General features: G+C 72.1%; 18 protein-coding genes. 11 read left to right on the forward strand and 7 right to left on the reverse strand.

Features of this window, described 5'->3' with window-relative positions:
• Nucleotides 1-55: 55 nt before the first annotated feature.
• The gene (locus L3i22_RS40795) at nucleotides 56-763 is read left to right on the forward strand and encodes an alpha/beta fold hydrolase (protein ID WP_221322786.1); all 708 of its coding nucleotides are present in this window, start codon (nucleotides 56-58) and stop codon (nucleotides 761-763) included.
• On the opposite strand, the gene L3i22_RS40800 is transcribed toward L3i22_RS40795, so the two are convergent.
• Both L3i22_RS40800 and L3i22_RS40805 read right to left on the reverse strand, forming a co-directional pair.
• On the reverse strand, nucleotides 737-2,329 hold the full coding sequence (locus L3i22_RS40800; RefSeq protein WP_221322787.1) for an acyl-CoA synthetase: 1,593 nt from the start codon (nucleotides 2,327-2,329) through the stop codon (nucleotides 737-739). The genes L3i22_RS40795 and L3i22_RS40800 overlap by 27 nt on opposite strands.
• Nucleotides 2,326-5,373, reverse strand: coding sequence for a crotonase/enoyl-CoA hydratase family protein (locus L3i22_RS40805; protein ID WP_255657544.1), 3,048 nt, complete (start codon nucleotides 5,371-5,373; stop codon nucleotides 2,326-2,328). Before L3i22_RS40805 ends, L3i22_RS40800 begins: the two co-directional genes overlap by 4 nt.
• 122 nt (nucleotides 5,374-5,495) lie before the next feature.
• Here L3i22_RS40805 and L3i22_RS40810 point away from each other — a divergent pair, with 122 nt between their 5' ends.
• Together L3i22_RS40810 and L3i22_RS40815 are read left to right on the forward strand one after the other, a co-directional pair.
• Entirely contained in the window at nucleotides 5,496-6,122 is a 627-nt protein-coding gene (locus L3i22_RS40810; protein ID WP_221322788.1) for a TetR/AcrR family transcriptional regulator, read from the forward strand.
• Nucleotides 6,123-6,124: 2 nt separating this feature from the next.
• On the forward strand, nucleotides 6,125-7,276 hold the full coding sequence (locus tag L3i22_RS40815; RefSeq protein ID WP_221322789.1) for an acyl-CoA dehydrogenase family protein: 1,152 nt from the start codon (nucleotides 6,125-6,127) through the stop codon (nucleotides 7,274-7,276).
• 10 nt (nucleotides 7,277-7,286) lie between these two features.
• Here the strand turns inward: L3i22_RS40815 and L3i22_RS40820 are convergent, their stop codons facing one another.
• A complete protein-coding gene (locus L3i22_RS40820; protein WP_255657545.1) occupies nucleotides 7,287-8,090 on the reverse strand; it encodes an aminoglycoside N(3)-acetyltransferase in 804 nt (267 codons plus the stop codon).
• A gap of 326 nt (nucleotides 8,091-8,416) precedes the next feature.
• Here L3i22_RS40820 and L3i22_RS40825 point away from each other — a divergent pair, with 326 nt between their 5' ends.
• From L3i22_RS40825 to L3i22_RS40835, 3 genes are all read left to right on the forward strand, one after another.
• Nucleotides 8,417-9,685 carry a TIR-like protein FxsC gene (locus L3i22_RS40825; RefSeq protein WP_221322790.1) on the forward strand — a complete coding sequence of 423 codons (1,269 nt, stop codon included), beginning with the start codon at nucleotides 8,417-8,419 and terminating at the stop codon, nucleotides 9,683-9,685.
• Between the two features lie 9 nt (nucleotides 9,686-9,694).
• Nucleotides 9,695-13,585 (forward strand): FxSxx-COOH system tetratricopeptide repeat protein, encoded by a 3,891-nt coding sequence (gene fxsT, locus L3i22_RS40830; RefSeq protein WP_221322791.1) that lies wholly within the window; start codon nucleotides 9,695-9,697, stop codon nucleotides 13,583-13,585.
• Between the two features lie 197 nt (nucleotides 13,586-13,782).
• The gene (locus L3i22_RS40835; protein WP_221322792.1) at nucleotides 13,783-13,968 is read left to right on the forward strand and encodes a hypothetical protein; all 186 of its coding nucleotides are present in this window, start codon (nucleotides 13,783-13,785) and stop codon (nucleotides 13,966-13,968) included.
• On the opposite strand, the gene L3i22_RS40840 is transcribed toward L3i22_RS40835, so the two are convergent.
• Both L3i22_RS40840 and L3i22_RS40845 read right to left on the reverse strand, forming a co-directional pair.
• The gene (locus L3i22_RS40840) at nucleotides 13,944-15,581 is read right to left on the reverse strand and encodes an HEXXH motif-containing putative peptide modification protein (protein ID WP_221322793.1); all 1,638 of its coding nucleotides are present in this window, start codon (nucleotides 15,579-15,581) and stop codon (nucleotides 13,944-13,946) included. The genes L3i22_RS40835 and L3i22_RS40840 overlap by 25 nt on opposite strands.
• A complete protein-coding gene (locus tag L3i22_RS40845; RefSeq protein ID WP_255657546.1) occupies nucleotides 15,578-16,681 on the reverse strand; it encodes an FxsB family cyclophane-forming radical SAM/SPASM peptide maturase in 1,104 nt (367 codons plus the stop codon). The genes L3i22_RS40840 and L3i22_RS40845 overlap by 4 nt, the downstream gene beginning before the upstream one ends.
• A gap of 183 nt (nucleotides 16,682-16,864) precedes the next feature.
• Between L3i22_RS40845 and L3i22_RS40850 the strand changes: the two genes are divergently transcribed.
• The 5 genes from L3i22_RS40850 (at nucleotide 16,865) to L3i22_RS40870 (ending at nucleotide 23,623) form a co-directional block, all read left to right on the forward strand.
• Nucleotides 16,865-19,222 (forward strand): bifunctional diguanylate cyclase/phosphodiesterase, encoded by a 2,358-nt coding sequence (locus tag L3i22_RS40850; protein WP_255657547.1) that lies wholly within the window; start codon nucleotides 16,865-16,867, stop codon nucleotides 19,220-19,222.
• 48 nt (nucleotides 19,223-19,270) lie between these two features.
• The gene (locus L3i22_RS40855) at nucleotides 19,271-20,077 is read left to right on the forward strand and encodes an SAM-dependent methyltransferase (protein WP_221322795.1); all 807 of its coding nucleotides are present in this window, start codon (nucleotides 19,271-19,273) and stop codon (nucleotides 20,075-20,077) included.
• Nucleotides 20,074-22,080, forward strand: a complete 2,007-nt coding sequence (locus L3i22_RS40860) for a bifunctional diguanylate cyclase/phosphodiesterase (protein ID WP_221322796.1) — start codon at nucleotides 20,074-20,076, stop codon at nucleotides 22,078-22,080. Before L3i22_RS40855 ends, L3i22_RS40860 begins: the two co-directional genes overlap by 4 nt.
• Before the next feature lie 81 nt (nucleotides 22,081-22,161).
• Nucleotides 22,162-22,587 carry a hypothetical protein gene (locus L3i22_RS40865; protein WP_221322797.1) on the forward strand — a complete coding sequence of 142 codons (426 nt, stop codon included), beginning with the start codon at nucleotides 22,162-22,164 and terminating at the stop codon, nucleotides 22,585-22,587.
• Between the two features lie 46 nt (nucleotides 22,588-22,633).
• On the forward strand, nucleotides 22,634-23,623 hold the full coding sequence (locus tag L3i22_RS40870; RefSeq protein WP_221322798.1) for a LacI family DNA-binding transcriptional regulator: 990 nt from the start codon (nucleotides 22,634-22,636) through the stop codon (nucleotides 23,621-23,623).
• Here L3i22_RS40870 and L3i22_RS40875 read toward each other — a convergent pair.
• Nucleotides 23,617-24,360 carry a hypothetical protein gene (locus L3i22_RS40875; RefSeq protein WP_221322799.1) on the reverse strand — a complete coding sequence of 248 codons (744 nt, stop codon included), beginning with the start codon at nucleotides 24,358-24,360 and terminating at the stop codon, nucleotides 23,617-23,619. The two genes, L3i22_RS40870 and L3i22_RS40875, sit on opposite strands and share 7 nt — an antisense overlap.
• Nucleotides 24,357-24,824, reverse strand: coding sequence for an Asp23/Gls24 family envelope stress response protein (locus tag L3i22_RS40880; RefSeq protein WP_221322800.1), 468 nt, complete (start codon nucleotides 24,822-24,824; stop codon nucleotides 24,357-24,359). The genes L3i22_RS40875 and L3i22_RS40880 overlap by 4 nt, the downstream gene beginning before the upstream one ends.
• Nucleotides 24,825-24,924: the final 100 nt, after the last annotated feature.

The following is a 24,924-nucleotide window of genomic DNA, read 5'->3' on the forward strand; positions in this document are numbered from 1 at the left end:
CGCGGGCCAGCATGACTATGCACCAACACCGGTGCCGGGGAAAGGAAGCACCGACATGGACACACTGCCGAACATCGTCCTCGTGCACGGCGCGTGGGCCGACGGCTCCAGCTGGAGCGAGGTCATTCCGCGCCTGCAGGCGGACGGGTACCGGGTGACCGCCCCGCAGTTCCCGCTCACCTCGCTCGCCGCCGACGTGGCCCGGCTGCGGCAGGTGCTGGAGGCACAGGACGGGCCGACCGTGGTGGCCGGGCACTCGTACGGCGGGCAGATCATCACCGCGCTGGGCACCGACGCGCCGAACGCGGTCGCGCTGGTCTACGTCGCGGCGTTCGCCCTGGACGAGGGCGAGTCGCTGGGCGCGCTGCTGGCCCAGGGGCCCACGCCGGCCGCGCTGGAGCACCTGATCACCGACAAGCAGGGCCAGGTCTGGCTGCCGGAGGGCGACTTCGTCGAGCGCTTCGCGGCCGGCGTCGACCCGGCCCGGGCCCGTGTGCTGCACGCCGTGCAGCAGCCGATCGCCGGTTCGTCGTTCGCCGACGTGCTGGGCGCGCCGGCCTGGAAGTCGCTGCCCTCCTGGTACCTGGTCGCCGAGCGGGACCAGGCGATCCCGCCGCAGGCCGAGCAGCTGTTCGCGAGCCGGATGGGCGCCACCACGGTCTCGGTCCCGGCCGGTCACCTGGCGATGCTCTCGCACCCCGCGGAGACCACCGACCTGATCAAGGCGGCGGCCGGGTCAGTCGGTGGGCAGCTCCCGGCGTAGCACCTTGCCGGTCGCGTTGCGGGGCAGCTCGTCGAGGAAGAGCACGTCGCGCGGGACCTTGTAGCGGGCCAGCAGCGCCCGTACGTAGTCGCGGATCTCCTGCGGATCGCGGGCGGCGCCCTCGGCCGGGACGATGAAGGCGCGCAGGCGGGTGCCGAACTCCGGGTCCTCGACGCCGATCACGGCGGCCTCGATCACGTCGTCGCGCTCGGCGAGCAGGTTCTCCACCTCCAGCGGGTACACGTTCTCGCCGCCCGAGATGATCATGTCGTCGTCCCGGCCGTCGATGTGCAGCAGGCCGGCGTCGTCGAGGTGGCCGCGGTCGCCGGTGGCCATGAAACCGTCGATGACCTGCTTGTGCCGGCCGTCGGTGTAGCCCTCGAACGGGATGCCGGTGCGGACGAAGACCCGGCCGGTGACGTGCGGCCGGGTCACCCGGGCGTCCTGGTCGTCGTAGATCGCCAGGTGCACGGTGACCGGCGGTTTGCCGACCGTGCCGGGCGCGCGGCGCGACTCGGCCGGCTGGGCGACCGACGCGACGGCGACCTCGGTGGACCCGTACACGTTGTAGATCACCTCGCCGAAGGTGTCCTGGAAGCGGTTGGTCAGCTCGGGGGCCAGCGGGGAGCCGGCGACGAAGACCGACCGCAGCGACGACGTGTCGTACTTGGCGATCACCTCCGGCCCCAGCGCCAGGATCCGGGTGAGCATGGTCGGCACCGCGACCAGCATCGCCGCCTTGTGCTCGGCGATCGCTTGCAGGATCCGCTCGGCGTCGAAGCGGCGCAGCAGGATCGCGTGGTCGGCCAGCGACAGCCCGACCGTCCAGGCGCCGAAGCCGGTGCTGTGGAACAGCGGGGAGGCGACCACGATCGCGCCCTGCCGCGGGAACGGGATGCGGTCCGCGATCAGGGCGCTGGCCAGCGGGGACACCTTGGTGCGCGGGGCGCCCTTGGGCAGACCGGTGGTCCCGCTGGTCAGGATGATGAACCCGGCCGGCCGCTCGGGCATCGGCAGCGGGGTGATCGGCCGCCCGGCCATCAGCATGTCGATCGTCGGGTCGGCGGCGCCCTCGTCGGCCCAGGTCAGATAGCGCGGGAGGTCGTCCGGGACGGCGTCGACCAGCGCCGCGAACTCGCTGTCGTAGAGCACCGCCCGCACCTGCTCCCGGGCCACCACCTCGGCGAACTGCTGCGCGGCCAGGCCGGTGTTCATCAGCGCCAGGCGCAGGTTCGCCCGGGCCGCCGCGCTGATCGTCAGCACCAGCCCGCGGTGGTCGCGGGCCACCACCCCGATCACGGCGCGCGGCGGCAGCCCCAGCTCGCGCAGCGCGTGCGCGAGCGCGTTGGACTGCTCGTCGAGCTGCCGGTAGTTGAGCGTGCCACGGTCGTCGGTCAGCGCCGGCATGTGTGGGTGCTCGGTGGCCGCTTTCATGATCAGGGCGGCCTGCGGGCCGAGCCGCGCGTTGCGGACCGCGGCGCCGGCCAGCCGGTCCGGGCGCAGCAGGTTGACGATGCCGATCTGGTGCATCCGCAGTACCGCGTGCAGGTTTTCCAGCGCGCTCACGATCGGGCCTTTCGCTCAAGGTCGAAGTTCGCGGAGCCGAGCACCTCACCGGCGATCTCGGCGAGGTGCTCGAACGCCTCGTCGCCGCGCCAGTCGAGCTGCTCGTCGACGATGCGTTTGGAGCTCAGGACGGCCGCCGTCGGATGGCCGGCAATCAAAATCGCAAGATCAATTGCGCTTTGGTACGTCGTTCCGGGCGCCACCACCCGGTTGATCAGTCCCAGGTCGTGCAGTCGCCGAGCGGGCATCGGCTCGCCGGTCAGCGCGAGTTCGAGCGCGGTCGCCCGGGGCAGCGCGCGGGCCAGCCGGAGCACCCCGCCGGCCGCGGCGACCAGGCCGCGCTTGACCTCGGGGATGCCGAACAGGCTGTCCTCGGCGGCGACGATCAGGTCGGCGGCCAGCGCCAGCTCGCAGCCGCCGGCCAGGGCCGCGCCCTCGACCGCGGCGATCAGCGGTTTCCGCGGCGGCCTGGCGGTCAGGCCGAGCAGGCCGCGGCCCTCGGTGATCGGGTACTCGCCGCGGGCCGCGGCCTTGAGGTCCATGCCGGCGCAGAAGACCGGGCCGGCGCCGGTCAGCACCGCGACCCGGGCGTCCGGGTCGGCGTCGAAGGCGTCGATCGCGCGTTCCAGGGCGCGGGCGGTGGCCAGGTCGACGGCGTTGCGGACCTCGGGGCGGTTGAGCCGGATCACGGTGACCGGCCCGTGCCACTCGACCAGCACCGGCGGCTCCCCCGGCGGCGGCAGTGCCCTTCCGAACACCAGGCGCCCGCCCTTGTCGCCGCGCTCCGCCTCGCCGCCCGCTGTCTCGCCGTGCTCCGGCGCACCGCGCTCCGGCTCGCCGCGCTCCGCCTCGCCGCTGCCGCCGGGGAGTTTCTCCGGGGGGACGGTTCGGACCACTCGGGTGCCGTTGTTCAGGATCGCGGTGGTGATGCCGGTTTCCGGGGTGCCGTCGCGGCGGTAGGTGACGGTGTAGGCCTCCGGGGTGCCGGGCTCGTCGGACTCGGCGATCACCCGCCGGGCCGGGCGGGTCAGGCGCAGGCCGGCGTCGATGTCGCGGAACTCCGCGGCCGGCGGGCGGGCCGAGAGCACGGTCATCGCGTGCTTGGTCAGGTACCAGCCGAGGGCGGTGGCCAGGCCGAACCCGTCCGGATCGGCGCGCAGCCGCGGGACCAGGCTCGCGACCGCGTGACTCGCGTAGTTGTTGCCCGGGCCGCCGGCGAACGTCAGTCCGCCGGTGACCGTGAGCGGGCGGTCGAGGGGCAGGCCCAGTTCGGCGGCGGCGATCTGCACTGCGGCGGGGAAACACGCGTACAGATCGAGGTGCTCGATGTTCTCGATCTTCAGGCCGGTGTGCGCCAGGACGGCCTGGCCGACGGCGTGGATCGCGGGGGACGCGGCCAGGTCGGCGCGCTCGGTCACGAACCACTCGTCCTCGGCGTGCGCCCCGGCGTGCACGAAGATCCACTTGTCCTGCGGGATGCCGGCCTCGTGTGCGGCCTGGGCGCTGCACATGATCAGGCCGGTGGCCTGGTTGACCTGCAGGTTCGCGGTGAGCAGCTTGGTGTAGGGGGCGCTGACCGGCCGGTTGTCCCGGTCCGGGGTGGCGAGTTCGGCGGCGGTCCGGGGCTGGGGCAGCCAGGCGTGCGGGTTGGCGGCGGCGACCTGCGAGAACCGGGACCACAGCTCGGTGATCCGGGCCTGGTGCTGCGCGGGGCTCAGGCCCAGCCGGGCGCGGATCGCGGTCTCGATCAGGGCGTACAGGTGCAGCGGGGAGGTCAGGCCGGCCGCGGTCTCCGGGTCGTTGTTCGGTTCCCGGTCGGAGCCGAGAGTCCTGGTCGGGGCCGTGCCCTCGGGTTGCACCGGCCAGTCGGGCTCCACCCCGGCACGTTCCGCGGCGGCCGTGGTTGCCGCGGATTCCCCACCCGCGATCAACGCGATGCTGGTCTCGCCACGGGTGATCGCGGCGGCGATGTCGTTGATCAGGCGCAGCGGGCCGTCGCCACCGAAGAGGCTGGTCTGCACGGTCCGCACCGCCGCGCCGCTGTCCGCTCCCGCGAATCCGGTTCCCGCTCCGGACGCCGGTCGGGTGGCGCCGACGGCTTCGGCGATCAGGGCGGCGGCGTTGGCGTATTGCCAGGAGACGCTGGCTACCCAGCCGATCGTGTCCGCTTTTTTCAGGATTTCGGGGGTGCCGGCATCGGTGGCGGCGCTGGTCAGGGCGCGGATGGCGAGCGTCACGGGGTCGCCGTGGCGGGGGTTGGTGGAGCGTTCGCTGAGTTGGCCGGCGCCCACGATGACCGGGGTCCACGGATCGAGTTCTGTCCCCGTACGCAAATGGGGGATTTTTTGGGATTTTTGGGGTCTTGGTGGGTGGGCGGATGCCACGGGTGCGGAGACTTTGAGGTCGGCTTGGGTCAGGCGCCGCAGGGAGGCGCGCAGGGCGTCGGTGAGGTTGCGGGCGACCATCCGGCCGAGCGGGCCGTCGGTCGGTCCGCCCTGGACGCCGCCTTCCAGGCGCACCACGGTCTCGCCGCCACCGGCCACGAGGGGCGGGCCCTCGCGGTCGCTGGGCGTGAGGGAGAGGTAGAGGCCGACCTCGATGCCCATCGGGCCGGTGCCGTCCAGCCAGATCGCGCGGCCCGGGGTGATGCCGGTGATCGTCCAGCGGACCTCGACCGGGGTGTTCATCAGCTTGACCCGCTGCCGGAACCGCTCCCCCGCCGTGAGCACGCCGGGCGGATCCGCGGGCCAGCCGGCGTGCATGACCAGCCAGTCCGCCATCGTCGAGGCGTTCGCCAGGTAGCCGAAGACCTGATCAGCGGCGGCGTCGACGGTGACGGACAGCGACCACGGCCGCCGCAGCCGGCGCGGCGCGGCAAGGGACGCGGGCGGCGACGTCGGGGCAGGCTCGGGCAGGGAGGCGGCAGGCGGTGCGGGTGGAGGGGTCGGAGCCGACGCGGAAGGTGAGGCGGCGGGCGGCGCGGATGGAGGGGTCGGGGCGGTTGCGGGCGGGGTTGCGGGCATGGCGCGGCGACGGAAGCGCATCGACACCTCCTCAAACAGTCTGGCGTGACGGTAAGCCAGTGACCTGCATCACGACAAGACCGAAAACGGCCAGGACAATCCGCAGTGGACCGCACTAACCGTCAGGCCGTACGGTAAGTGCCGTGAGGCGCACCCAGGCCCAGCGCAGCGGGGCCACCCGGGCCCGCATCCTCGACGCGACCCTGCAGGCCCTGGTCGAGCGGGGTTATGCGGAGACCACGACCGCCGAGGTGCTGGCGCGTGCCGACGTCCCGCGCGGCACCCTGCTGCACCACTTCCCGACCAAGGTCGACCTGCTGGTCGCCTCGGTGCAGCACGTCGCCCGGCGCCGGCTCGGCGCGCTGGACGCCGAGCTGAGCGCGCTGGACGGCGACGCCGACGCGCTGGACGCGTTTGTCGACGGGGTCTGGCACCACTTCTCGTCGCCGCTGTTCTGGGCCGCGCTCGAGCTGTGGAACGCGGCCCGCACCGACCCCGAGCTGCGCGCCGCGCTGATGCCGGTGGAGAAGGAGATCTTCGGGGTGCTGCACGAGCGGGCGCGGGCGCTGCTCGGGCCGGACCCGCGGGTGGCGACCGTGGTGCAGATGACCTTCGAGATGATGACCGGCCTGGTGATGACCGGGATCGTCAGCGGCGAGCTGGGCCGCCGTGAGCTGCTGATCCGCCGGTGGAAGCGGGCGGCCGCGATCCTGCTCGGGCGCCGCGACCCGGACACCCTGCTGGAACGCGACCGTGCGAAGGGGAACTGAGCATGTATGAGGATCCGTTCGAGACCGCGGAACGCTCGGCGCTGCGCGAGGCGGTGGCCTCCTTCGTACACAAGGAGGTCTTTCCGTCTCTGAATGCTTGGGAGCGGGCCGGGGAGATCCCGCGGGAGCTGCATGTCAAGGCGGCGAAGGCCGGGCTCTACGGCGTCGGGTTCCCCGAGGAGGCCGGCGGCGACGGCGGGGACACCGTCGACATGGTCGTCGCGACCGAGGCGTTCATCGAGGCCGGCGGCTCGTCCGGGGCCCACGCGGCGCTGTTCACGCACGGCATCGCGCTCCCCCACATGATCGCGTCCGGCGATCCGGAGCTGATCGCCCGGTTCGTCCGTCCGGCGCTGGCCGGCGAGCTGATCTGCTCGCTGGGCGTCACCGAGCCGGACGCCGGCTCGGACGTCGGCGCGCTGCGCACCACCGCGGTCCGCGACGGCGACGACTACGTCGTGAACGGCGCGAAGATGTTCATCACCTCGGGGACCCGCGCCGACTTCGTGACCACCGCGGTGCGCACCGGCGGGCCCGGCGCGGCCGGCCTGAGCCTGCTGGTGATCGAGCGGGGCACGCCCGGCTTCACGGTCTCCCGCAAGCTGGACAAGATGGGCTGGCTCTGCTCGGACACCGCCGAGCTGTCGTTCGCCGACTGCCGCGTCCCGGCCGCGAACCTGGTCGGCGCGGAGAACGGCGGCTTCCCGCTGATCGCCCGGGTCTTCGTCCCGGAGCGGATCATCGCGGCGGTGCACGCGTACTCGGTGGCGCAGCGCTGCCTGCAGTTGACCCTGGGCTACGTGCGGGAGCGGGAGACGTTCGGGCGGCCGCTGATCAGCCGGCAGGTGGTGCGGCACAAGCTGGTCGAGATGCGGCAGCGGATCGAGCTGGCCCGCACGTTCACCCGCCGGGTCGCGGCCCGGCACGCCGCCGGCGAGTGGGTGGCCGGCGAGGTCTGCCTGGCCAAGAACGCCGCGGTCGACGCCGCCCGGCACGTGGTCGACGAGGCGGTGCAGCTGCACGGCGGGGCCGGCTACCTGCGCGACTCCGAGGTGGAACGGCACTACCGCGACGTGCGGATCCTGCCGATCGGGGCGGGCGCCACCGAGGTGATGACCGACCTGGCCGCCAAGATCTTCGAGTACGACCGCTGACCGGCGCCCGTCACCGGGGGCGGTTGGCGCGCATCCACTGCGCGGCGTAGCTGACCGCGCCGTCGATCGGGAACAGCCGGCACCACGCCGAGCCGACCCGGCCGGCGGTCACCGCGCCGCTGTCCGCCTCGAAGTCCGCGCCGAGCCGGGCGAAGTCGCGGTCGTCGAGGACCACGTCCTCGTACTCCAGCCAGCGGCGGCCGCCCTCCGGCGTGCGTACCGCGCAGGCGTAGATCCGCCGGGCCGGGGCCGGCAGCCGGTACTCGGCCAGGTGGAACGCGGTCGTCTTGGCGAAGCCGACGCCGAGCAGCAGGGTCGACGCGCCGGCCGCGGCCAGCTTGGCCAGCGGTGACTCCTCGCCGTGGTGACAGTCGGTGTGGTGGTCGTGCATGAGCTCCTTGGCCCGCGGCCCGAGCGCCGCGTACGACGTCTGCGGATGGGTGCTGCGGACCGCGCCGGGCCAGGTGCGCACCTGCTCGGTGATCACGCCGACGCCGACGCTCGGTGTCCGATCCGGATCAAAGCCGGGCAGGGTCGCCCGGATCGACGGCCACCACTCCCGCGGCGGTGGCGACGACCAGGTCGACGGGTCGCGGTTGTTCGCGGTCTGACTGGGAACGACCAGGGTGCCGTCCGGGCCGAGCACGTCCAGCAGCGCCTGCACCACGGCCAGCGCACCGCCGCTGACCCAGCCGAGCGAGCTCAGCGAGGTGTGGATGAGCAGGATCCCGCCGCGGGGGACGCCCAGAGCCCGGAAATCCGCGGCGAGCGAGGCCCGGGTTCGCGGTTCCGGCGCGCAATAGCTGATCGGCACGCCGTAGTGTGGCCGGTCCGCCGGGTGCGCAACACCTCCGACCGGATAATTACCTCTCCCAGGGCTACCGAAAATGATCAAAGGCGTGATCTTCGGGAATGGGGAAACCAGGTCTGGCAACTGTCCGAATTGCTGGTCCGAGCGGGTTTTCGGATGGTGGGCCCCCCGAAGCGGCGTGTGCAGGTGGCGACCGGTGGACCAGTGAAAATCGTCTGTCTATTCGCGATCTTGATCGACACACATGTTTCACCGAGCATCAGGATTAATGTACGGTGCGTTACGCGGCACCGTCCGCCGCATAGGCCCTGACCTTTGTCGGAGACTGCGTGCTGTACTTCTTCCTGAGCTATGCCCGCGGCGGCGACGACGTTTACGTGCGACAGTTCTTCAGCGACTTGTGCCACGAGGTTCGCGTGCTGGAAGGCCTCGGCCGCGACGTCGAGGTCGGTTTTCTGGATGCCCGCAACATCCATCCAGGTCAAGCGTGGTCCGAGTCGCTGATCGACGCGCTGGCCCAGAGCCGGTCGTTTCTCGCGCTCTGTTCCCCGGCCTACTTTCTCAGTGAGCCGTGCGGCAAGGAATGGGCGATCTTCGAGGAGCGGGTGGAGGAGCACGAGCGCCGCACCGGCCAGCGACCACCGGGCCTGATCCCGCTGCAGTGGCTGCCACCGCGCACGCTGCCGCCCACCGCGGCCCGGATCCAGTACTTCGAGGAGCCGGTGGGCGCCGGCCAGCAGGCCGACCAGCGGTTGCGCGGGATCCGCCAGCTGCTGCGCCTGCAGCGCAACCGGGACGACTACCTGGAGTTCGTCACGCTGGTGGCCGAGCGGGTGGTCGAGGCCTCGCTGGTCGACCCGATGCCGCCGATGCAGAACGAGCGCCGGCAGCGGTTCGAGGCGGTCGCCAGCGCGTTCCACAAGCCGGTGCCGGTGCACGCCGGCGCGGTCAACGGGGTGCAGCCCGGCCCGATCGCGGACGTCGAGATGCCGATCTCCCGCAAGGTCTACTTCGTGATGTCGGCGCCGACCCGGGTGGAGGCCGAGGACGAGGAGCTGGGCCGCCGGGACCGGCGCTTCTACGGCGACTCGGCGCCGGACTGGGCGCCCTACCGGCCCAGCTCCGAGGAGGCGCTGGCCAGCTACGCGACCCGGATCGCCCACGAGCGCAGCCTGCTCGCCGACGTGATCGAGGTGGGCGAGCTGGAGCAGTGCATCGCCCGGGCCGAACGCGACAACCAGATCGTGGTGCTGCTGGTCGACCCGTGGAGCACCCAGATGCCGCGCTATCACGAGATCCTCAAGGACTACGACGGCCGGGACGAGCCGTCGGCCGCGGTGATGATCCCGTGGAGCCGCGACGACTCCGAGATCCGCGACAACGCCCAGCGGCTGCACAACTCGATCAACGAGACGTTCCCCCGCAACGTGCGCAAGCCACCCAACACGCTCTTCCGCCCGGCGGTGATGTCCACCGAGATCTTCGGCGCCGACCTGCACGTGGTGCTGGAGGAGTCCCGGAACCTGGTGATGGCCAAGGGCCGGGCGCGGCGGCCGTTGCCGGACCCGCCCAGCAGCCGACCCGTCATCGAGAGTTAGGAGGCGACGATGAGCAGCGGTCACATCGTGACGTTCTACTCGTACAAGGGTGGCACCGGGCGCACCATGAGCGTCGCCAACATGGCCTGGCTGCTCGCCGCCAACGAACTGCGGGTGCTGGTGGTCGACTGGGACCTGGAGTCGCCCGGGCTGCACCGCTACTTCCACCCGTTCCTGCTCGACAAGGAGCTGGCCGCCTCGCCGGGCGTGATCGACATGGTGCGCGACTTCGCCTCGACGGCGATGGAGCCCGATCACACCGACTCGCGCGACTGGATCCGCGAGCACGCCGCGGTGCTGGACTACGCCGTCTCGCTGAACTACCGGTTCCCCGGCAAGGGCGGCATCGACCTGCTGCCGGCCGGGCGGCAGGACCAGTCCTACGCACGCAGCGTCAGCACGTTCGAGTGGCCCAACTTCTGGGACCGGCTCGGCGGTGGCGCCTTCATCGAGGCGCTGGCCAAGGACATGCGGGCCAACTACGACTTCATCCTGATCGACAGCCGGACCGGGCTCAGCGACAGCGCCGGGATCTGCACGATCCAGCTGCCGGACACCATCGTCAACTGTTTCACGTTCAGCACGCAGAGCATCGACGGCGCGGTCTCGGTGGCGCACTCGGTGACCAAGCAGCGCGGCCAGCGCACGGTCCGGATCCTGCCGGTGCCGATGCGGGTGGAGAACTACGAGGCGTCCAAGCTGGAGGCCGGCCGCGACTACGCCCGCCAGGAGTTCCGCTCCTTCCTGACCGAGCTCGGCGACGAGCTCGACCACTACTGGGGCGACGTCGAAATTCCCTACAAACCCCTCTATGCGTACGAGGAGATCCTGGCCACGATCGCCGAGCGTCCCCTGGTGGAGAACTCGGTGCTGGCCTCCTACGAGCGGCTGGCCGGCTGGCTCACCGACCGTCAGGTGACCAGTCTGCCGCCGCTGGACGAGGAGACCCGGCGCAAACTGCTCGTCCAGTTCGAGCGGCGCCGGCCGACCACCAGTTACGACGTGCTGATCAGCTACGCGCCGGTGGACCGGATGTGGGCCGAGTGGGTCGCCTCGGAGCTGTCCGCGGTCGGGCTGCGCGCCCAGCTGTGGGACATCGACTTCGTCTCGGTGAACCAGGCCCAGGAGCTGGCCCGGTCGCTGGCCGGGGTCCGGTTCGCCCTGCCGCTGCTGTCCAAGGAGTACGTGCACTCGCCGCACGCGGGCGCGGTGTGGCAGCAGTTCTCCAACGTGGGCTCCGGCAGTCGCGTCCCGGTGATCCCGGTGCGCCTGGACGGCACGCATCTGGACTGGCCGTTCACCACGCTGCAGCCGGTCGACGTGACCGGCGCGACCGCCGAGCGCGCCCGGGAGCTGCTGCTGACCGCGGTCGGCAGCGCGCCCACCGCGGCGCCGGCCCGGCGTACCGGCCCCCGGTTCCCCGGCACGCTGCCGCCGATCTGGAACGTGCAGCAGCGCAACTCGGCCTTCACCGGCCGTGGCAGCGTGCTGGCCCAGCTGCGGGAACGGCTCTCGGCCAGCATCACCACCGTCGTCCCGCAGGCCCTGTTCGGCCTCGGCGGCGTCGGCAAGACCCAGCTCGCGCTGGAGTACGCGCACCGGTTCGCGGCCAACTACGACGTGGTGTGGTGGATCTCCGCGGAGCAGCCGCACATGGCCCGCTCCTCGCTGGCCGAGCTCGGCCGGGCGTTGCAGCTGGAGGGCGGCGACAACCTCGACGAGGCGGTGCGCATCGTGCTGGAGGCGCTGCGCCAGGGCCGGCCGCACCAGCGCTGGCTGATCATCTTCGACAACGTCGACCGGCCCGAGGAGATCCGGCACCTGATCCCGCAGGGGTCCGGGCACGTCCTGCTGACCTCGCGCAACCAGGCGTGGAACGAGGAGAACCGGGCGCTGCAGCTGGGCGTGTTCACCCGGGAGGAGTCGGTGGCGATGCTCAACCGCCGGCTGCCGCAGCTCGACCCGGAGGAGGCCGGCCAGGTCGCCGAGCGCCTCGGTGACCTGCCGCTGGCGATCGAGCAGGCGGCCGCCTGGCTGACCGCCACCGGGATGCCGGTCACCCAGTACATGGAGCTGCTCGACACCCAGCTGATCCGGGTGCTGGACGAGAACCCGCCGCTGGGCTACGAGAAGACCACCGCCGCCACCTGGCTGCTCTCGCTGGACCGGCTGCGCCAGACCAAGCGGGCCGCCGCGAAGCTGCTGGAGGTCTGCGCGTTCTTCGCGCCCGAGCCGATCTCCACCAAGCTGATCTACAGCAGCCGGTTCACCCAGGTGCTGCTGCCGCACGACCCGAGTCTGCGGGACCCGATCCTGCAGGGGCAGCTGCTGCGCGAGATCGGCCGGTACGCGCTCGCCACCCTGGACAACGCCCGCACCGGCATGCAGATCCACCGGCTGGTCCAGGCCGTCATCCGCAACAGTCTGACCGAGTCCGAGCAGGCCGCGAACCGGGCGGACGTGCAGATGATCCTGGCCACCTACGAGCGGGGCGCGCCGGAGAACCCGGAGAACTGGCCGTCGTACGCCCTGATCTGGCCGCACCTGCGGGCCTCCGGGGCGCTGGAGTCGGCGGACCCGGCGGTCCGGCAGCTGGTCTCGGACATGGCCCGCTATCTGGAGCAGCGCAGTGACTACTCCAGCAGTCAGGAACTGGCCGAGAACGCGCTGGCGATCTGGCATGATCGCTTCGGCGAGGACACCGCGACGGTGCTGCTCACCTTCCACATGGCCAACGCGCTGCGCTGGCAGGCCCGCTACGAGGAGGCCTACGCGGCGGACAGCCGGGTGCTGGAACGGCTGACCGAGACCGAGGGCCCGGACCACCCGTACACGGTGATCGTCGCCGGGAGCGTGGGCGCCGACCTGCGCGCCCTGGGCCGGTACGAGGAGGCGCTGGAGATCTCGGAGAGCGCGCGGACCCGGGCGCTCGACGTGTTCGGCGACGCCGACGACCGTACGCTCAAGGCCGCGATGAACCTGGCCGTGTCGCTGCGGCTGGTCGGCAATTTCGCCAAGGCCGCGGAGATCGACGAGAGCGTGGTGATGGACCGGCAGCGGTACTTCGGGGCCGACTATCCGATGACCCTGCAGGCCACCGACAACCTGGCGCACGACTACCGGGCGCTGGGCCGGTTCCGCGAATCCCGGGGTCTGCTGGAGCGAATCCTGGAACGCTACCGGGAAGTGCTGGGACCGGGCGCCTCCCTGACCTTGCGGACTGCCAAGAGCCTGGCCGCCACGCTGCGCAAACTGGGCGAGTTCAACGCGGCGCACGCCCTGACCAACGACACTCTGCGCCGCTACCGCGAAACGGTCGGCCTGGAGCACCCGGAGGCGCTGTCCTGCCTGATGAACCGGGCCTGCGAGGAGTCCGCGCTGGACGACCACCGCCGGGCCCGGGTGACCGCCCAGCAGGCGGTCGACGGCTTCCGGGCGGTGTACGTGACGAATCACCCGTTCGTCCTGGCCGGGGCGAACAACCTGGCGATCTTCACCCGCCTGGCCGGCCACGTCGAGGAGGCCAAGACCCTGCACAACGAGGTGTACCGGGCGTTCCTCGAGGTGCTCGGCGAGCGGCATCCCTATACGCTGTCCACCCAGGTCAACCTGGCCAGCGACATGTACGAGGACAGCATGTTCGACGCGGCCCGGGAGATGGACGAACGGAGCGTGGCGACGATGCGGGAGGTGCTCGGTGAGGACAACCCGGACACGCTCGCGGCCGCCGCGAACCTGGCGATCAGTCGCCGCAAGGTCGGCGACATGGCCGCGGCGGAGGAGCTGCGGGTCGACACGCTGCGGCGGGCCAAGCGGGTCCTCGGGGAGACCCATCCGACCGTGCTCCTGATGTCCGAGTCGCGGCGCCTCAACTGCGACATCTCGCCCCCGCCGAGTTAGTCATCTGATATCCCTCGCCAGGGGATCGCTTCCCGCAGTCGTACGACTACCCAGAGAAAGGCAGGCAGCTCAACCTATTTGTCCGATCCACGAGCCCGAGTCGGCTGGTCAGCCGTCTCGCGGTTCGGTGCTGCCGTGTTGCCGAAATGTGGTTTACTTGGGCGTCTTTTCTAAAGTCCAACTTCATCGAGGACCGCATGCCCAGGACGCTTGGTGACGACCAGATCGTCACTTCAGAGCTGGTCGACTTGTCGCACGTCCGGCTCCTGGAGCTGCGTGAGAGCGATGTCCCGCCCGCTCTTCAGGCGGTTATCGACGACATTCTCGAGTCCTCCGAAGAGATCTTCCCGTTCGGTTCCTACGCCGACCGCCCCACCGGCTGACCCTGCATCCAGCCCGCGACCGTCGCCGGATCGGCGCCGTCCTCGCGGGCTGACCTGTGCAGCACGGCCCGGGCCAGGTCCGGCCGGTCCCGCAGCACCGGCCGCCGCGGCGCGGCGTCACTGACCGCGAGCGCGAACCCCACCCAGGCGTCGTCGGTGTCGTTCAGGCGCTTGGCGTACAACTCGGCCGCCAGCTCCAGATCCCCGCTCAGATAGGCGTGGTCCGCCGGATCCTCGGCCTGACCGCCGGTCAGCACGTCGCGGAGCACGCCGACGATCCCCGGAAGGTGCAGCGGCTCGTTGCGGGCCGCACCGCGCAGCCGGCCGGCGCTCGCGACCGGGCCCAGCGCACGTCCGGACCGCCAGGCCGCCAGTACCGCGTCCACCTCGGCGTCGGCCGGCGACCAGTTCCTCGAACGCCACCGGATCGTCTGCGCCCGGACCATCGCCGCCACCAGCGCCACCGTCCGGCCGGGCAGCTCCGGGTCCGGCCACGCGGCCAGCGTGTCGCGCAGGAGCCCGACGAACCGTGTGCCCTGCGCGGTCAGCTCGTCGCTGCCGGCCAGTTCGTCGGCGGCCAGGCCGCTCTGGCGGTGCCAGTACGAGAACTCCACGTCGGCGATCGCCGGCGCGCCCGCGTCCCGGCGGCGCTGCCGCCAGTAGTCGGTGACCCCGGTGTGCGCGTAGACGCCCTGCAGCAGCGCCGGAACCGGACGCGGATCCATCCGCCACGGCGCGTAGTGCCGGCCCACCGGGCTCTTCACGTGCAGGGGCGTCAGATCCCGCAGCGCGTCCAGCTTCATGTGCATGAACTCGTGCAGCAGCAGCAGGCACAGGTTCTCCGCCTCCGGGGGGATCACCACGGCGACCGAGCCGGAGGCCCGGCGCGAGGCCGCGCTGACCAGGTCGCCGGAGGGCGGGGTGGCCAGCGGCACGACCATGGTCAGCAGCACCCGCATCGCGGCCGCGTGCTCCGGATGCCGGCGCACCAGGATCGCCCAGGCCGCGCGCAGCAGCTCCGCGAACCGGTCGGCGGCCGGCTCGTCGAGCCGCGGCTGCGGACGCCACTGGTAGGTGTCCCGGTACAGCTCCTGGTCCTCGACGACGATCGAGTAGCCCGGCTCCAGCTCGACCCGCCGGGTGGCCGCCCAGCCGGGCCCGCCGAGCCGCACCGGGCCGATCCGGGTCGTCCCGTCCGCCGCGCCGGTGACCTCGACCCGGTCGCCGGTGACCGTCGCCGCGCCCAGGGTCGGCAGGTGGACCGAGCCGCCGACCACCGGCACCTCGATCGTGAAGGTCACCCCCGCCCGGACCGCGGCCGCCGCCGCGACCTGCGCCAGATAGCCCAGGTCGCCGCCGGACTTCAGCGCCTGCCCGAGGCCGGCGTCGAGGTGCGGGTGCCGCAGCACCTGCTCCACCGCCGCCGGATCCCGCTGCTCGGCCCGGATCAGCAGGTCGATCGCGGCGGCCGAGGCCGGCATCGCCATGATCCGCTGCAGCAGCTGCTTGCGCTTGGTGAGCTGGACGGCGCGCAGGACGGCGAGCGCGTCCGGGGTGCCGTAGCCCGCGCCCAGCCCGTCGAACTGGGCCGTGGTGAGCGTGAAGCCGGTCATCGGGCCACCCGGAGATCCGCGGTGACCCGCGACTGGATGTGCCGGATCAACGCGTAGAGGTCGTCGCAGTACGCGGACGGGTTGTCGTACGACCCGTCCCGGAACCGGTGCGCCCGCAGGCCACCGCCGCAGACCGCGACGACCGGGCACTGCAGACACTGGGCACCCAGCGGCGACGGCGTGTCCACCAGGGCCAGCACGTCGTCGAGCGAGTCGGTGAGCACGCTCAGGCCGGTGGCGGCGGCGCCGTTCTCGGTGGTCCGCAGCGAGTCGGTCGCCTCGTACGAGCCGTCGGTCTCGATCACCACCACGCCGGTCTGGTCGCCGCCGATCGCCTCGGTCGCGCTGTGGCCGCCGAGCAGGCGCATCATGATCGACTCGAAGAGGCGGATGCGGGTGCGCAGCTCGGGGCCGCCGTACCAGTCGTCGAAGATCGCGATCAGCCAGTCCGCGTACGACATCGCCCCGGCCGGCCGCGGTGGCGGGTTGGTCCAGTTGCCGTGCGGCAGCAGCAGGTCGATCAGCGGCGGCTCGAAGGCGAGCAGGTCACGGTAGGTCTGCACCGGGTCGTTGCGGACGTCGATCGTGCACAGCAGACCGCTGTAGACGGCACGGTGCTCGGGGCGGGCCAGCAGGCGCAACCCGGTCGCGGTCTGGTCGTAGGAGTCGCGGCCGTTGGCGTAGACCCGGTGCCGGTTGGCGGCCCGGCCACCGTCCAGGCTGACCCCGACCCGGACCCCGAACTCGTGGAAGATCTCCAGGAAGCGCTGGTCCAGCAGGATGCCGTTGGTCTGCATGCCGAACCGCACACGGGTCCCGGCCGGCACCGCGTCGCGCAGCTCGCGCAGCAGCGCGGCGGTCCGGTCGGGCCCGGCCAGCAGCGGCTCGCCGCCGTGCAACACGATCGACAGCGACGGCGGGCGGTGGCGCAGCACGTGCTCCCGGACGCGCTCGCCGATCCGGGCCGAGGTCGCCGCGTCGATCGTCAGCGGCTGGCGCTTCCAGGAATCGTCCACGCTGTGATAGACGTAGCAGTACGTGCAGGAGAGGTTGCAGCGGCTGTGCACCTTGAGCACGATCTGCCGAACGGTGTCGGGCACGCGTGAAATAGTGCCAGCCGCCCGCGCCCGCCGGAACAGAAACGCCGTGACATCACCCACCCGGCCATCGTCAAAAATTGAACGAATCGGGCGCAAAGCCGCCGGACCGCGATAGCCGGGCATCGGTCAACGTCGAACGTTCGGGGGAGATTAGCTCCACATCGGACACGCTAGGGTCGGCCGGTGACGTGGGAGAGGCTTCAGCCGACGGCTCAGCTGTACGTGCGGGCGGCCGCCGCCGTGGCGGTGCTCGGCACCCTCTGGTGCGTGGCCTACCTGGGCTTCGGCATCGGTGTCGAAGCGGTTGCGTACGTCTTCGCCCCGCTCGGCGGGCTGTTCGCCGCCCCGGCCGTGCGGCACCTGCTCCGGCGCAACCCCGCGCTCGATCCGGTCGCCGCCCGGTTCTGGCGGGCGATCCTGCTCGCCGTCACCGTGGTCGCCGGCGGTTACGCCTGGCTGGCGGTGGACATGCTGACCCACGCCGACCAGGCCGCCACCCGCAGCATGCCGGTGCCGGCCGCGGGCCTGGCCGCCCTCGGCTTCCTGATCGCGATCTGGGCGCTGGCCCGGGTGCCGATCGTCACCCCGAGCGGCGTCGAGCGGTGGCGGATGGCGCTGGACCGCACGATCGCGTTCCTCGGCTGCGCGGCCGTGCTGTGGTACGCCGGGCTCGCCCCGATGCTCTCGGCCCGCGAGCCGTGGAGTCCGCAGGCGATGGTCCTGGTCGGGCTCGGCCTGCTGGTCGCGGTGGGCGCGGCGACGAAGGTGTCGTACCTGGCCGACGGGCCGATCGACCGGGTCGCGATGCGGTTCGTCGCGGCCGCCGGCGGTGTGCCGACCGGGCTGTCCGCGGTGCTGGCGGCGCAGTTCGGCCTGATCGGCAGCGTCCCGGCGCAGACCATCGTGCTGCCGCTGGCCCCGCTGATGATCACGCTCGGCGTCGCCGCGCAGCTCCGCGCCGACCAGGGGCGGCGCGTGCCGGGCCGGCCCGGCTCGGTGCTGCCGTACCTGGCGATGATCCTGGCCGACGTGCCGCTGGTCGCCGTCGCGTTCGGCGCGCCGCTGCGCTGGCCGGTCCGGGTGGTCCTGGTCGCCGCGGTGGTGGTGACCGCGCTGGTGATGATCCGGCAGTACCTGGCGTACCGGGAGAACGCCCGGCTGCTGCACACCTCCCGGGTCCAGGAGGAGCGCCTGCAGCACGAGGTCAGCCACGACGGCCTGACCGGGCTGGCGAACCGGGCGCTGTTCCGCGAGCGGCTGACCGCCGCGCTGGCCACCCCCGGCCCGGTGTCGGTGCTGCTGATCGACCTGGACGACTTCAAGACCGTCAACGACCTGCTCGGGCACGGGGTCGGGGACCGGCTGCTGGTCTCGGTCGCGGGCCTGCTGCGGGCCGCGGCGGGGGAAAAAGCCTTGCCGGTACGGGTCGGTGGCGACGAGTTCGCGGTCCTGCTGACCGGCGGCGACGACGATCCGGCGGACCTCGCCGTGGCGATCCTGGCCGCGCTCGCCCAGCCGATCAGCGAGCACCGCCTGCTGGTGCAGGCCAGCATCGGGATCGCCGGCGCGGCCGGGCCGGAAGTCACCGCCGACACCGTGCTGCGCAACGCCGACGTCGCGTTGTACGCGGCCAAGCAGCGCGGCAAGGCCGGCTTCGTGCGCTACACCGACGGCATGGAGGAGCCGGTGCTGGCCCACATGCAGCTCGGCGGCGAGCTGCGGCGGGCCCTGGACGACGACGAGTTCCGGGTGGTCTACCAGCCGATCGTGCGGCTGGACTGCAACCTGGTGACCGGTGTCGAGGCGCTGGTGCGCTGGCATCACCCGACCCGCGGCGTGGTCAGCCCGGCCGAGTTCATCCCGGCCGCCGAGCGCACCGGCCTGATCGTGCCGCTGGGCCGGTTCGTGCTGCGCGAGACGTGCCGGCAGGCGGCCGCGTGGCTGGCCGAGTTCGGCCCGGACGCGCTGGGCGAGGCCGGGCTCAACGTGTCCCCCCGGCAGCTGCACGACCCGGACTTCGTGGCCGACGTGACGAGCGCGCTCGCCGACAGCGGGCTGCCCTGCGAGCGGCTGGTGCTGGAGGTGACCGAGTCGGCGGTGCTGCGCGGCCGGCAGGTCTCGCGCGCGCTGTACGAGCTGGACCGGATGGGCATCCGGCTGGCCCTGGACGACTTCGGCACCGGCGAGTCGTCGCTGAGCCTGCTGCGGGCGTTCCCGGCCGCGATCGTCAAGCTGGACAAGTCGTTCGTCGACGGGATCGAGATCGACGACGGTCAGCCGGCCGCCACCGACGCCCGGCGGGCAGTGGCCCGCGCGGTGATCCAGCTGGCGCACGCGCTGCGCCTGGACACCGTCGCCGAGGGCATCGAGAGTCCCGAGCAGGTGGCCGCGCTGCTGGAGCTCGGCTACACCCGCGGCCAGGGCTTCTACCTGGGCGAGCCGATGACCGCCGGCGCGGTGTCCGGCCTGCTGGCCCGCCAGCGGTCGGTGGCGCCGCGGAGCGCGGACGAGAAAGTTGCCTTCCGGAGCCATGAACGATAGACAGTTGTGGTTCTTGGCGGGTGTCCGAAGAGGTTCATTGGGGGAACGGTGGCGGAGTCGAACGACTGGGTGCCGGCGGGGATCGACGTCAACGTCCCCAGCGCCGCGCGGGTGTACGACTACTTTCTCGGCGGGGCGCACAACTTCGCGGTGGACCGGGCGCTCGCCGGGCAGATCGCGTCGATGACGCCGAACATCGGCGAGACGATGCGCTCCAACCGGGTCTTCCTGCGCCGGGCCGTGCGCTACCTGGCCGCGCAGGGCGTCCGGCAGTTCCTCGACATCGGCTCCGGCATCCCGACCGCCGGCAACGTGCACGAGATCGCGCTGGAGGCGGCGCCCGGCGCGCGCGTCGTCTACGTCGACATCGACCCGGTGGCGGTCGAGCACAGCCGGGCGATCCTGGCCGGGGTCGACGGCACCGGGGTGATCCTGGCCGACATGCGCGACGTGGACCGGGTGCTCGCCGAGTCGGAGAAGCTCGGCCTGGACTTCGGCCGGCCGGTCGCGGTGCTGCTCGCCGGGGTGCTGCACTTCGTGCCGGACGCCGACGGGCCGGCCGCGCTGGTGGCGGCGCTCGGCGCGGCCGTCGCGCCGGGCAGCTACCTGCTGATCTCGCACGCCACCGCGGACGGGCAGCCGCCCGAGGTGATCGAGGCGCAGCGGCTCTCCGGGCGCACCGGGACGGAGATCGCGTTGCGGTCGGGGGCGGAGATCACGACGTACTTCGCCGGCTTTGATCTTGTTGATCCTGGTCTGGTCTTCATCCCGCGGTGGCGGCCGGACCCGCAGGACCCAGCCGACGAGCACCCGGAGCGAGTGGGGGCCTACGCCGGCGTCGGCCGCAAACGGTGACCGAATTCGCCCGGCTCTGGTTCCAGCGGATCGCGGCGCGCGAGGGTTTCGTCCCGCTGGACGGCGCCGACCTCGAGGCGCTGCTGGAACGGCTCGCCGACCAGCTGCCGCAGGCCGCCCGTGAGGTCGGCGCGGCGCTGGTCGGCGCGCACCTGACCGACCCGGCGGTGCTGGCCGAGACGATCACCCTGCTCGCCGAGCACCCGCACGGGTCGACCGAGGTGCAGGCGGCGCTGGCCGCCGGGTACGCCCAGGCCCTGCGCGAGGCGACGATGGCCGAGCAGGAGCAGCTCACCCGGGCCGTGCTGGACGCGCACGCGGCGGTCGAACGGGCGTTGCGCGGCAGCGAGTCCCGGCTGCGGGCGATCTTCGACAACGCCGCGGTCAGCATCGGGGTCAGCACCATGGACGGGCGCATCGTCCGGGTCAACCAGGCGTTCGCCGACCTGCTGGGCTACCGGCCCGACGAGATGTGCACGATGGCCGTGCCGCAGCTGGCCCACCCGAGCGACCCGCCCGGCATGTGGCAGCTCTACGCGGAGATGATCCGCGGGGAGCGCGACCACGTGCGGCTGGAGAAGGCGTACTACCGCAAGGACGGCACCGCGGTCTGGACCGACATGACCTCGTCGCTGATCCGCGACGAGCACGGCGCGCCCGAGCTGACCATGGTGATGGTGCAGGACATCACCGGCCGGCGCCGGCTCGAGGCCAGCCTGCAGCACCAGGCCACCCACGACCCGCTGACCGGCCTGCCGAACCGGACGATGATCTCCGCGCACCTGGACATGATCTTCGCGAACGCGGGCCGGGTCGGGCTGTGCTACCTGGACCTGGACGGCTTCAAACGGGTCAACGACACACTCGGGCACCAGGTCGGCGACGCGCTGCTGGTCGCGGTCGCCGAGCGGCTCACCGGGTGCGCGGACGAGCCGTGCCGGATCGCCGGGCGGATGAGCGGCGACGAGTTCGTGCTCGCGGTCCGCGACCCGTCCGGGCCGGCCGAGATGCGCGCGCTGGCCGAGCGGGTGTTCACCGAGCTGAGCCGGCCGTACGAGATCGAGCGGCACCGGCTGCGGGTCTCGGCCAGCATCGGCGTGGTGGACAGCGACGTCGCCGACACCACGCCCGCCGAGCTGATGAAGGCCGCCGACCTGACCCTCTACACCGCCAAGTCGGCGGGCCGGGCCCGCTACATGATGTACGACGCGGACCGCAACGCCCGCCAGGCCGCCCGCTACGCGCTGGCCGCCGACATGCCCGACGCGCTCGACCGCGACGAGTTCACCGTGCTCTACCAGCCGATGGTCTCGCTCGCCGACGAACGGCTGCGCGGCGTGGAGGCCCTGGTCCGCTGGCGGCACCCGGATCTGGGCCTGCTCTCGCCGGACAGGTTCATCCCGCTCGCCGAGGAGACCGGGGTGATCGTCGCCCTCGGCCGGCACGTGCTGCAGCAGGCCTGCGCGCAGGCCGCCGAGTGGGCCCGCCGGTTCCCGGACAACCCGATCTTCGTCAGCGTGAACGTGACCGTCGCCCAGGCTCGCGAGCCGGGGTTCCCGGCCGAGGTGGCCAAGATCCTCGCGGACACCGGCCTGGACCCGCGCCTGCTGGTGCTGGAGCTGACCGAGAGCGCGATCATGGACACCGACGGGGCGCCGCTGGCCGCGCTCGACGGGCTGGCGGCGAGCGGGATCCGGATCGCCATCGACGACTTCGGCACCGGCTACTCGAACCTGGCCTACCTGCGCCGGCTGCCGATCCACATCCTGAAGCTGGCCGGCCCGTTCGTGGACGGCCTGCGCGACCCGGACGCCGCCGTCGACGAGCAGATCGTGGAGACGATCGTGCGGCTGGCGCACGCGCTCGGGGTCAGCGTCACGGCCGAGGCGGTGGAGACCCGGCCGCAGGCGGACCGGCTCCGCCACCTGGGGTGCGACACCGGGCAGGGCTATCTGTTCGCCCGGCCGTTGCCGCCGGCGGCGCTGCTGCCTCTACTTGGTTGACGGTTCTCACGCCGTACCCAAGGAAAGGGTTTATGGTCTCGTCGCCGCGACCGTTTCCGCGGCGGCGTCGTTGAGCCGGGCATGTCTCGCAAGCTTGTCATCGCCGTCACCGCGCTCGCCGTCTGCCTCACCGGATGTTCCAGCGGCTCCAAGTCGACGATCGCCCCGGCGGCGCAGAACTCCGCCGCCGTGCAGTCGCAGCCCGACCTGCGGGCCAGCATGGAGGCGCAGCTCGGCTTCCCGCCGCGGCCGGACGCGACGACCGCCCAGGCGTTCCTGGCCGACCTGAAGACCATCGACCCGCAGCTGGTCGCCTCGCAGGACGCGGACTCGCTGGTCAACCGGGGTCGCGACCAGTGCCGCGACCTCAAGGCGCGCCCGGCCAAGGAGTGGGTGACGGTCGCGAACGAGCGGTTCGTCACGCCGCAGGCGCCGAAGGGTCTCGGCGAGCCGACCGCCGAGAAGATCATCAAGGTGGTGCGCGCCCGGCTCTGCCCGCAGTTCTGACCGGATATCGATTGACGACCATGCCCGGGGTGGACAACGCTCGGGTATGGACTCGGATCGGGTGACCATGGCGGCCATCGCGCAGCTGGCGGGTGTCTCGGTGCCGACCGTGTCCCGGGTGCTCAACGGGCGCGACGGGGTCTCCGCCGCGAACCGGGAGCGGGTCGAGGACCTGCTGCGCGAGCACGGCTACCGCGCGCGGCACTGGGCCCGGTCCGACGACGTCGCGCTGATCGACGTGGTCTTCCCGGAGATCGACTGCTCCTGGGAGACCGAGCACATCCAGGGCATCGAGGCGGCCGCGACCGCCGCCGGCGTCGGGATCGTGGTGTCGTCGCTGAGCGGCGGCGCGACCGCGACCGAGCAGCTGCTGCGCCGGCTGCGCCTGGGCCGCACCGACGGGGTGATCCTCGCCGGGGGCAGCTCGGCGGACCCGATGCGGGCCGCGCTGAGCAGCCTGAACGTCCCGATGGTGGCGCTCGACCCGGCGACCCGGGCCTCCGGCGAGCTGCCGACCGTCGACGCGGCGAACTTCCTGGGCGCGCACACCGCCACCCGCCACCTGATGGATCTCGGTCACCGGCGGATCGCGATGATCACCGGGCATCCGGAGATCCGGTGCAGCCAGGCCCGGCTGGACGGCTACCGGGCCGCGCTCGGCGGCCCCGGCCAGGTCGAGCCGGGCGACTTCTACTTCGGCTCGGGGCGCACCGCCGCGCTGCGGCTGCTGTCCGGCTCCACCCCGCCGACCGCGATCTTCGCGTCCAACGACTACATGGCGCTCGGCGTCTACGAGGCCGCCCGCCGGCTCGGGATCGCCGTCCCGGCGCAGCTCAGCGTGGTCGGGTTCGACGACGTGCCGAGCGCGCGCTGGGCGTCGCCGCCGCTGACCACGATCCGCCAGCCGCTGCGCGACATGGGCCGGCGGGCGGCCGGCACGCTGCTGGCGCTGGCGCGCGGCGAGTCGATCGGCGCCGGGCACATCGAGATGACCACGAACCTGATCGTCCGGGCGAGCACCGCCGAGGTCTACTGAAGCAGCGCCCAGTCCAGCTCGGCGAACAGCTCTTCCGGTACGGAATCGGTCAGCCGTCGCCAGTAGCCGCGCCCGCAGCGCCACGCCGCTTCGATCCCCGCCCGCAGCGAGTCGGCGTCCGCCGTGGCCGTGGCCCGGTGCAGTGCCGCGACCACCTCGGCCGGCAGATCGGTCTCGGCGGCCCGGGACGGGGTCAGCCAGTGCTGGGTGCGCCCCTCGGCGAGCCGGGCCATCCACAGCAGATGCCGTTGCACCTGTGCCATCGCGTCGACCGCGCGCAGCAGCTCACCGCGGGTGGCGACCCGATGCGCGAGCAGCAGCCAGTTCGCGAACCGCCCGCAGATCGCCGCGCCGTCGGTCTCCACCGCCGGCGCCGGCACCTCGAGAGCGGCCCGCAGCGCGCCGTCGCGGTCCACGAGCAGTTCGATGTCGCGTGCCGGCCAGTTCCCCACGTCGGCGATGTCCGCCACGGTGGCGAAGTGGAACTCTCCCCGGATCAGTCCCGGAAAGAACGCCACCTGCGCCCCGAACTCATTTATCGCGACATATCCGGTATTGCCGATCTGTCGCAGCCACTCGCCGGGCGCGACCGCCGCGTCGAAGAACAGCCAGAACTCGATGTCACTGTGTTCGTCCGCCTCCCCGGTCACGAACGAGCCGTACATCAACGCGGCGGCCAGCCGATCATCCGCCGCACACAGCTCACGGACCCGCTCGATCAGCCGCCGCTGGATCACTCCGGCATCAGGATGTCGTCGACCTTCACGGTGCAGTTGTTGACGTGCACCCCGTACTTCTCGACCGCCTCGATCACCCGGCTGCGCACCTCGCCGGTCACCTCCGAGACGACCTCGCCGGCGCGCAGGCAGAGAATCACGGTGATGTCCACATAGGTGCCCTCGACCCGGGCCGAGACCCCGCGGGTGGCGTCGCCGACCTTGTCCAGGCCGACCTTGTCGAGCACCGAGTTGAAGAACCGGGCCACGTCCCCGCCGAGCTCGGCCACCCCGGGCACCGAACGCGCCGCGGCCGCCGCCAGCTTCTCCACCACCTCCCGCTCGAAGACGGTGTCCCCTCGGTAGGCGGCCGCCTCGATGACCCCCGCCCCGCCGTCCTGCGGCGGCACCGGCGTGGCATGCGCCACGGTGGGAAGGAACATCTCCTGCGTACGGTCCGGGTGAAACGCGGACTCGTCGTTCATGTTGCGGATCCCTCGAGTCGCATCGACGTGCGTGTCCGGGCGAGCCTACAAGAGATCATCCGCGCCCTCGCGAACACGTCGAAGACCTTCAAGATCTTCA

Origin of the sequence: Actinoplanes sp. L3-i22, assembly GCF_019704555.1 — a bacterium.
GTDB lineage: Bacteria > Actinomycetota > Actinomycetes > Mycobacteriales > Micromonosporaceae > Actinoplanes.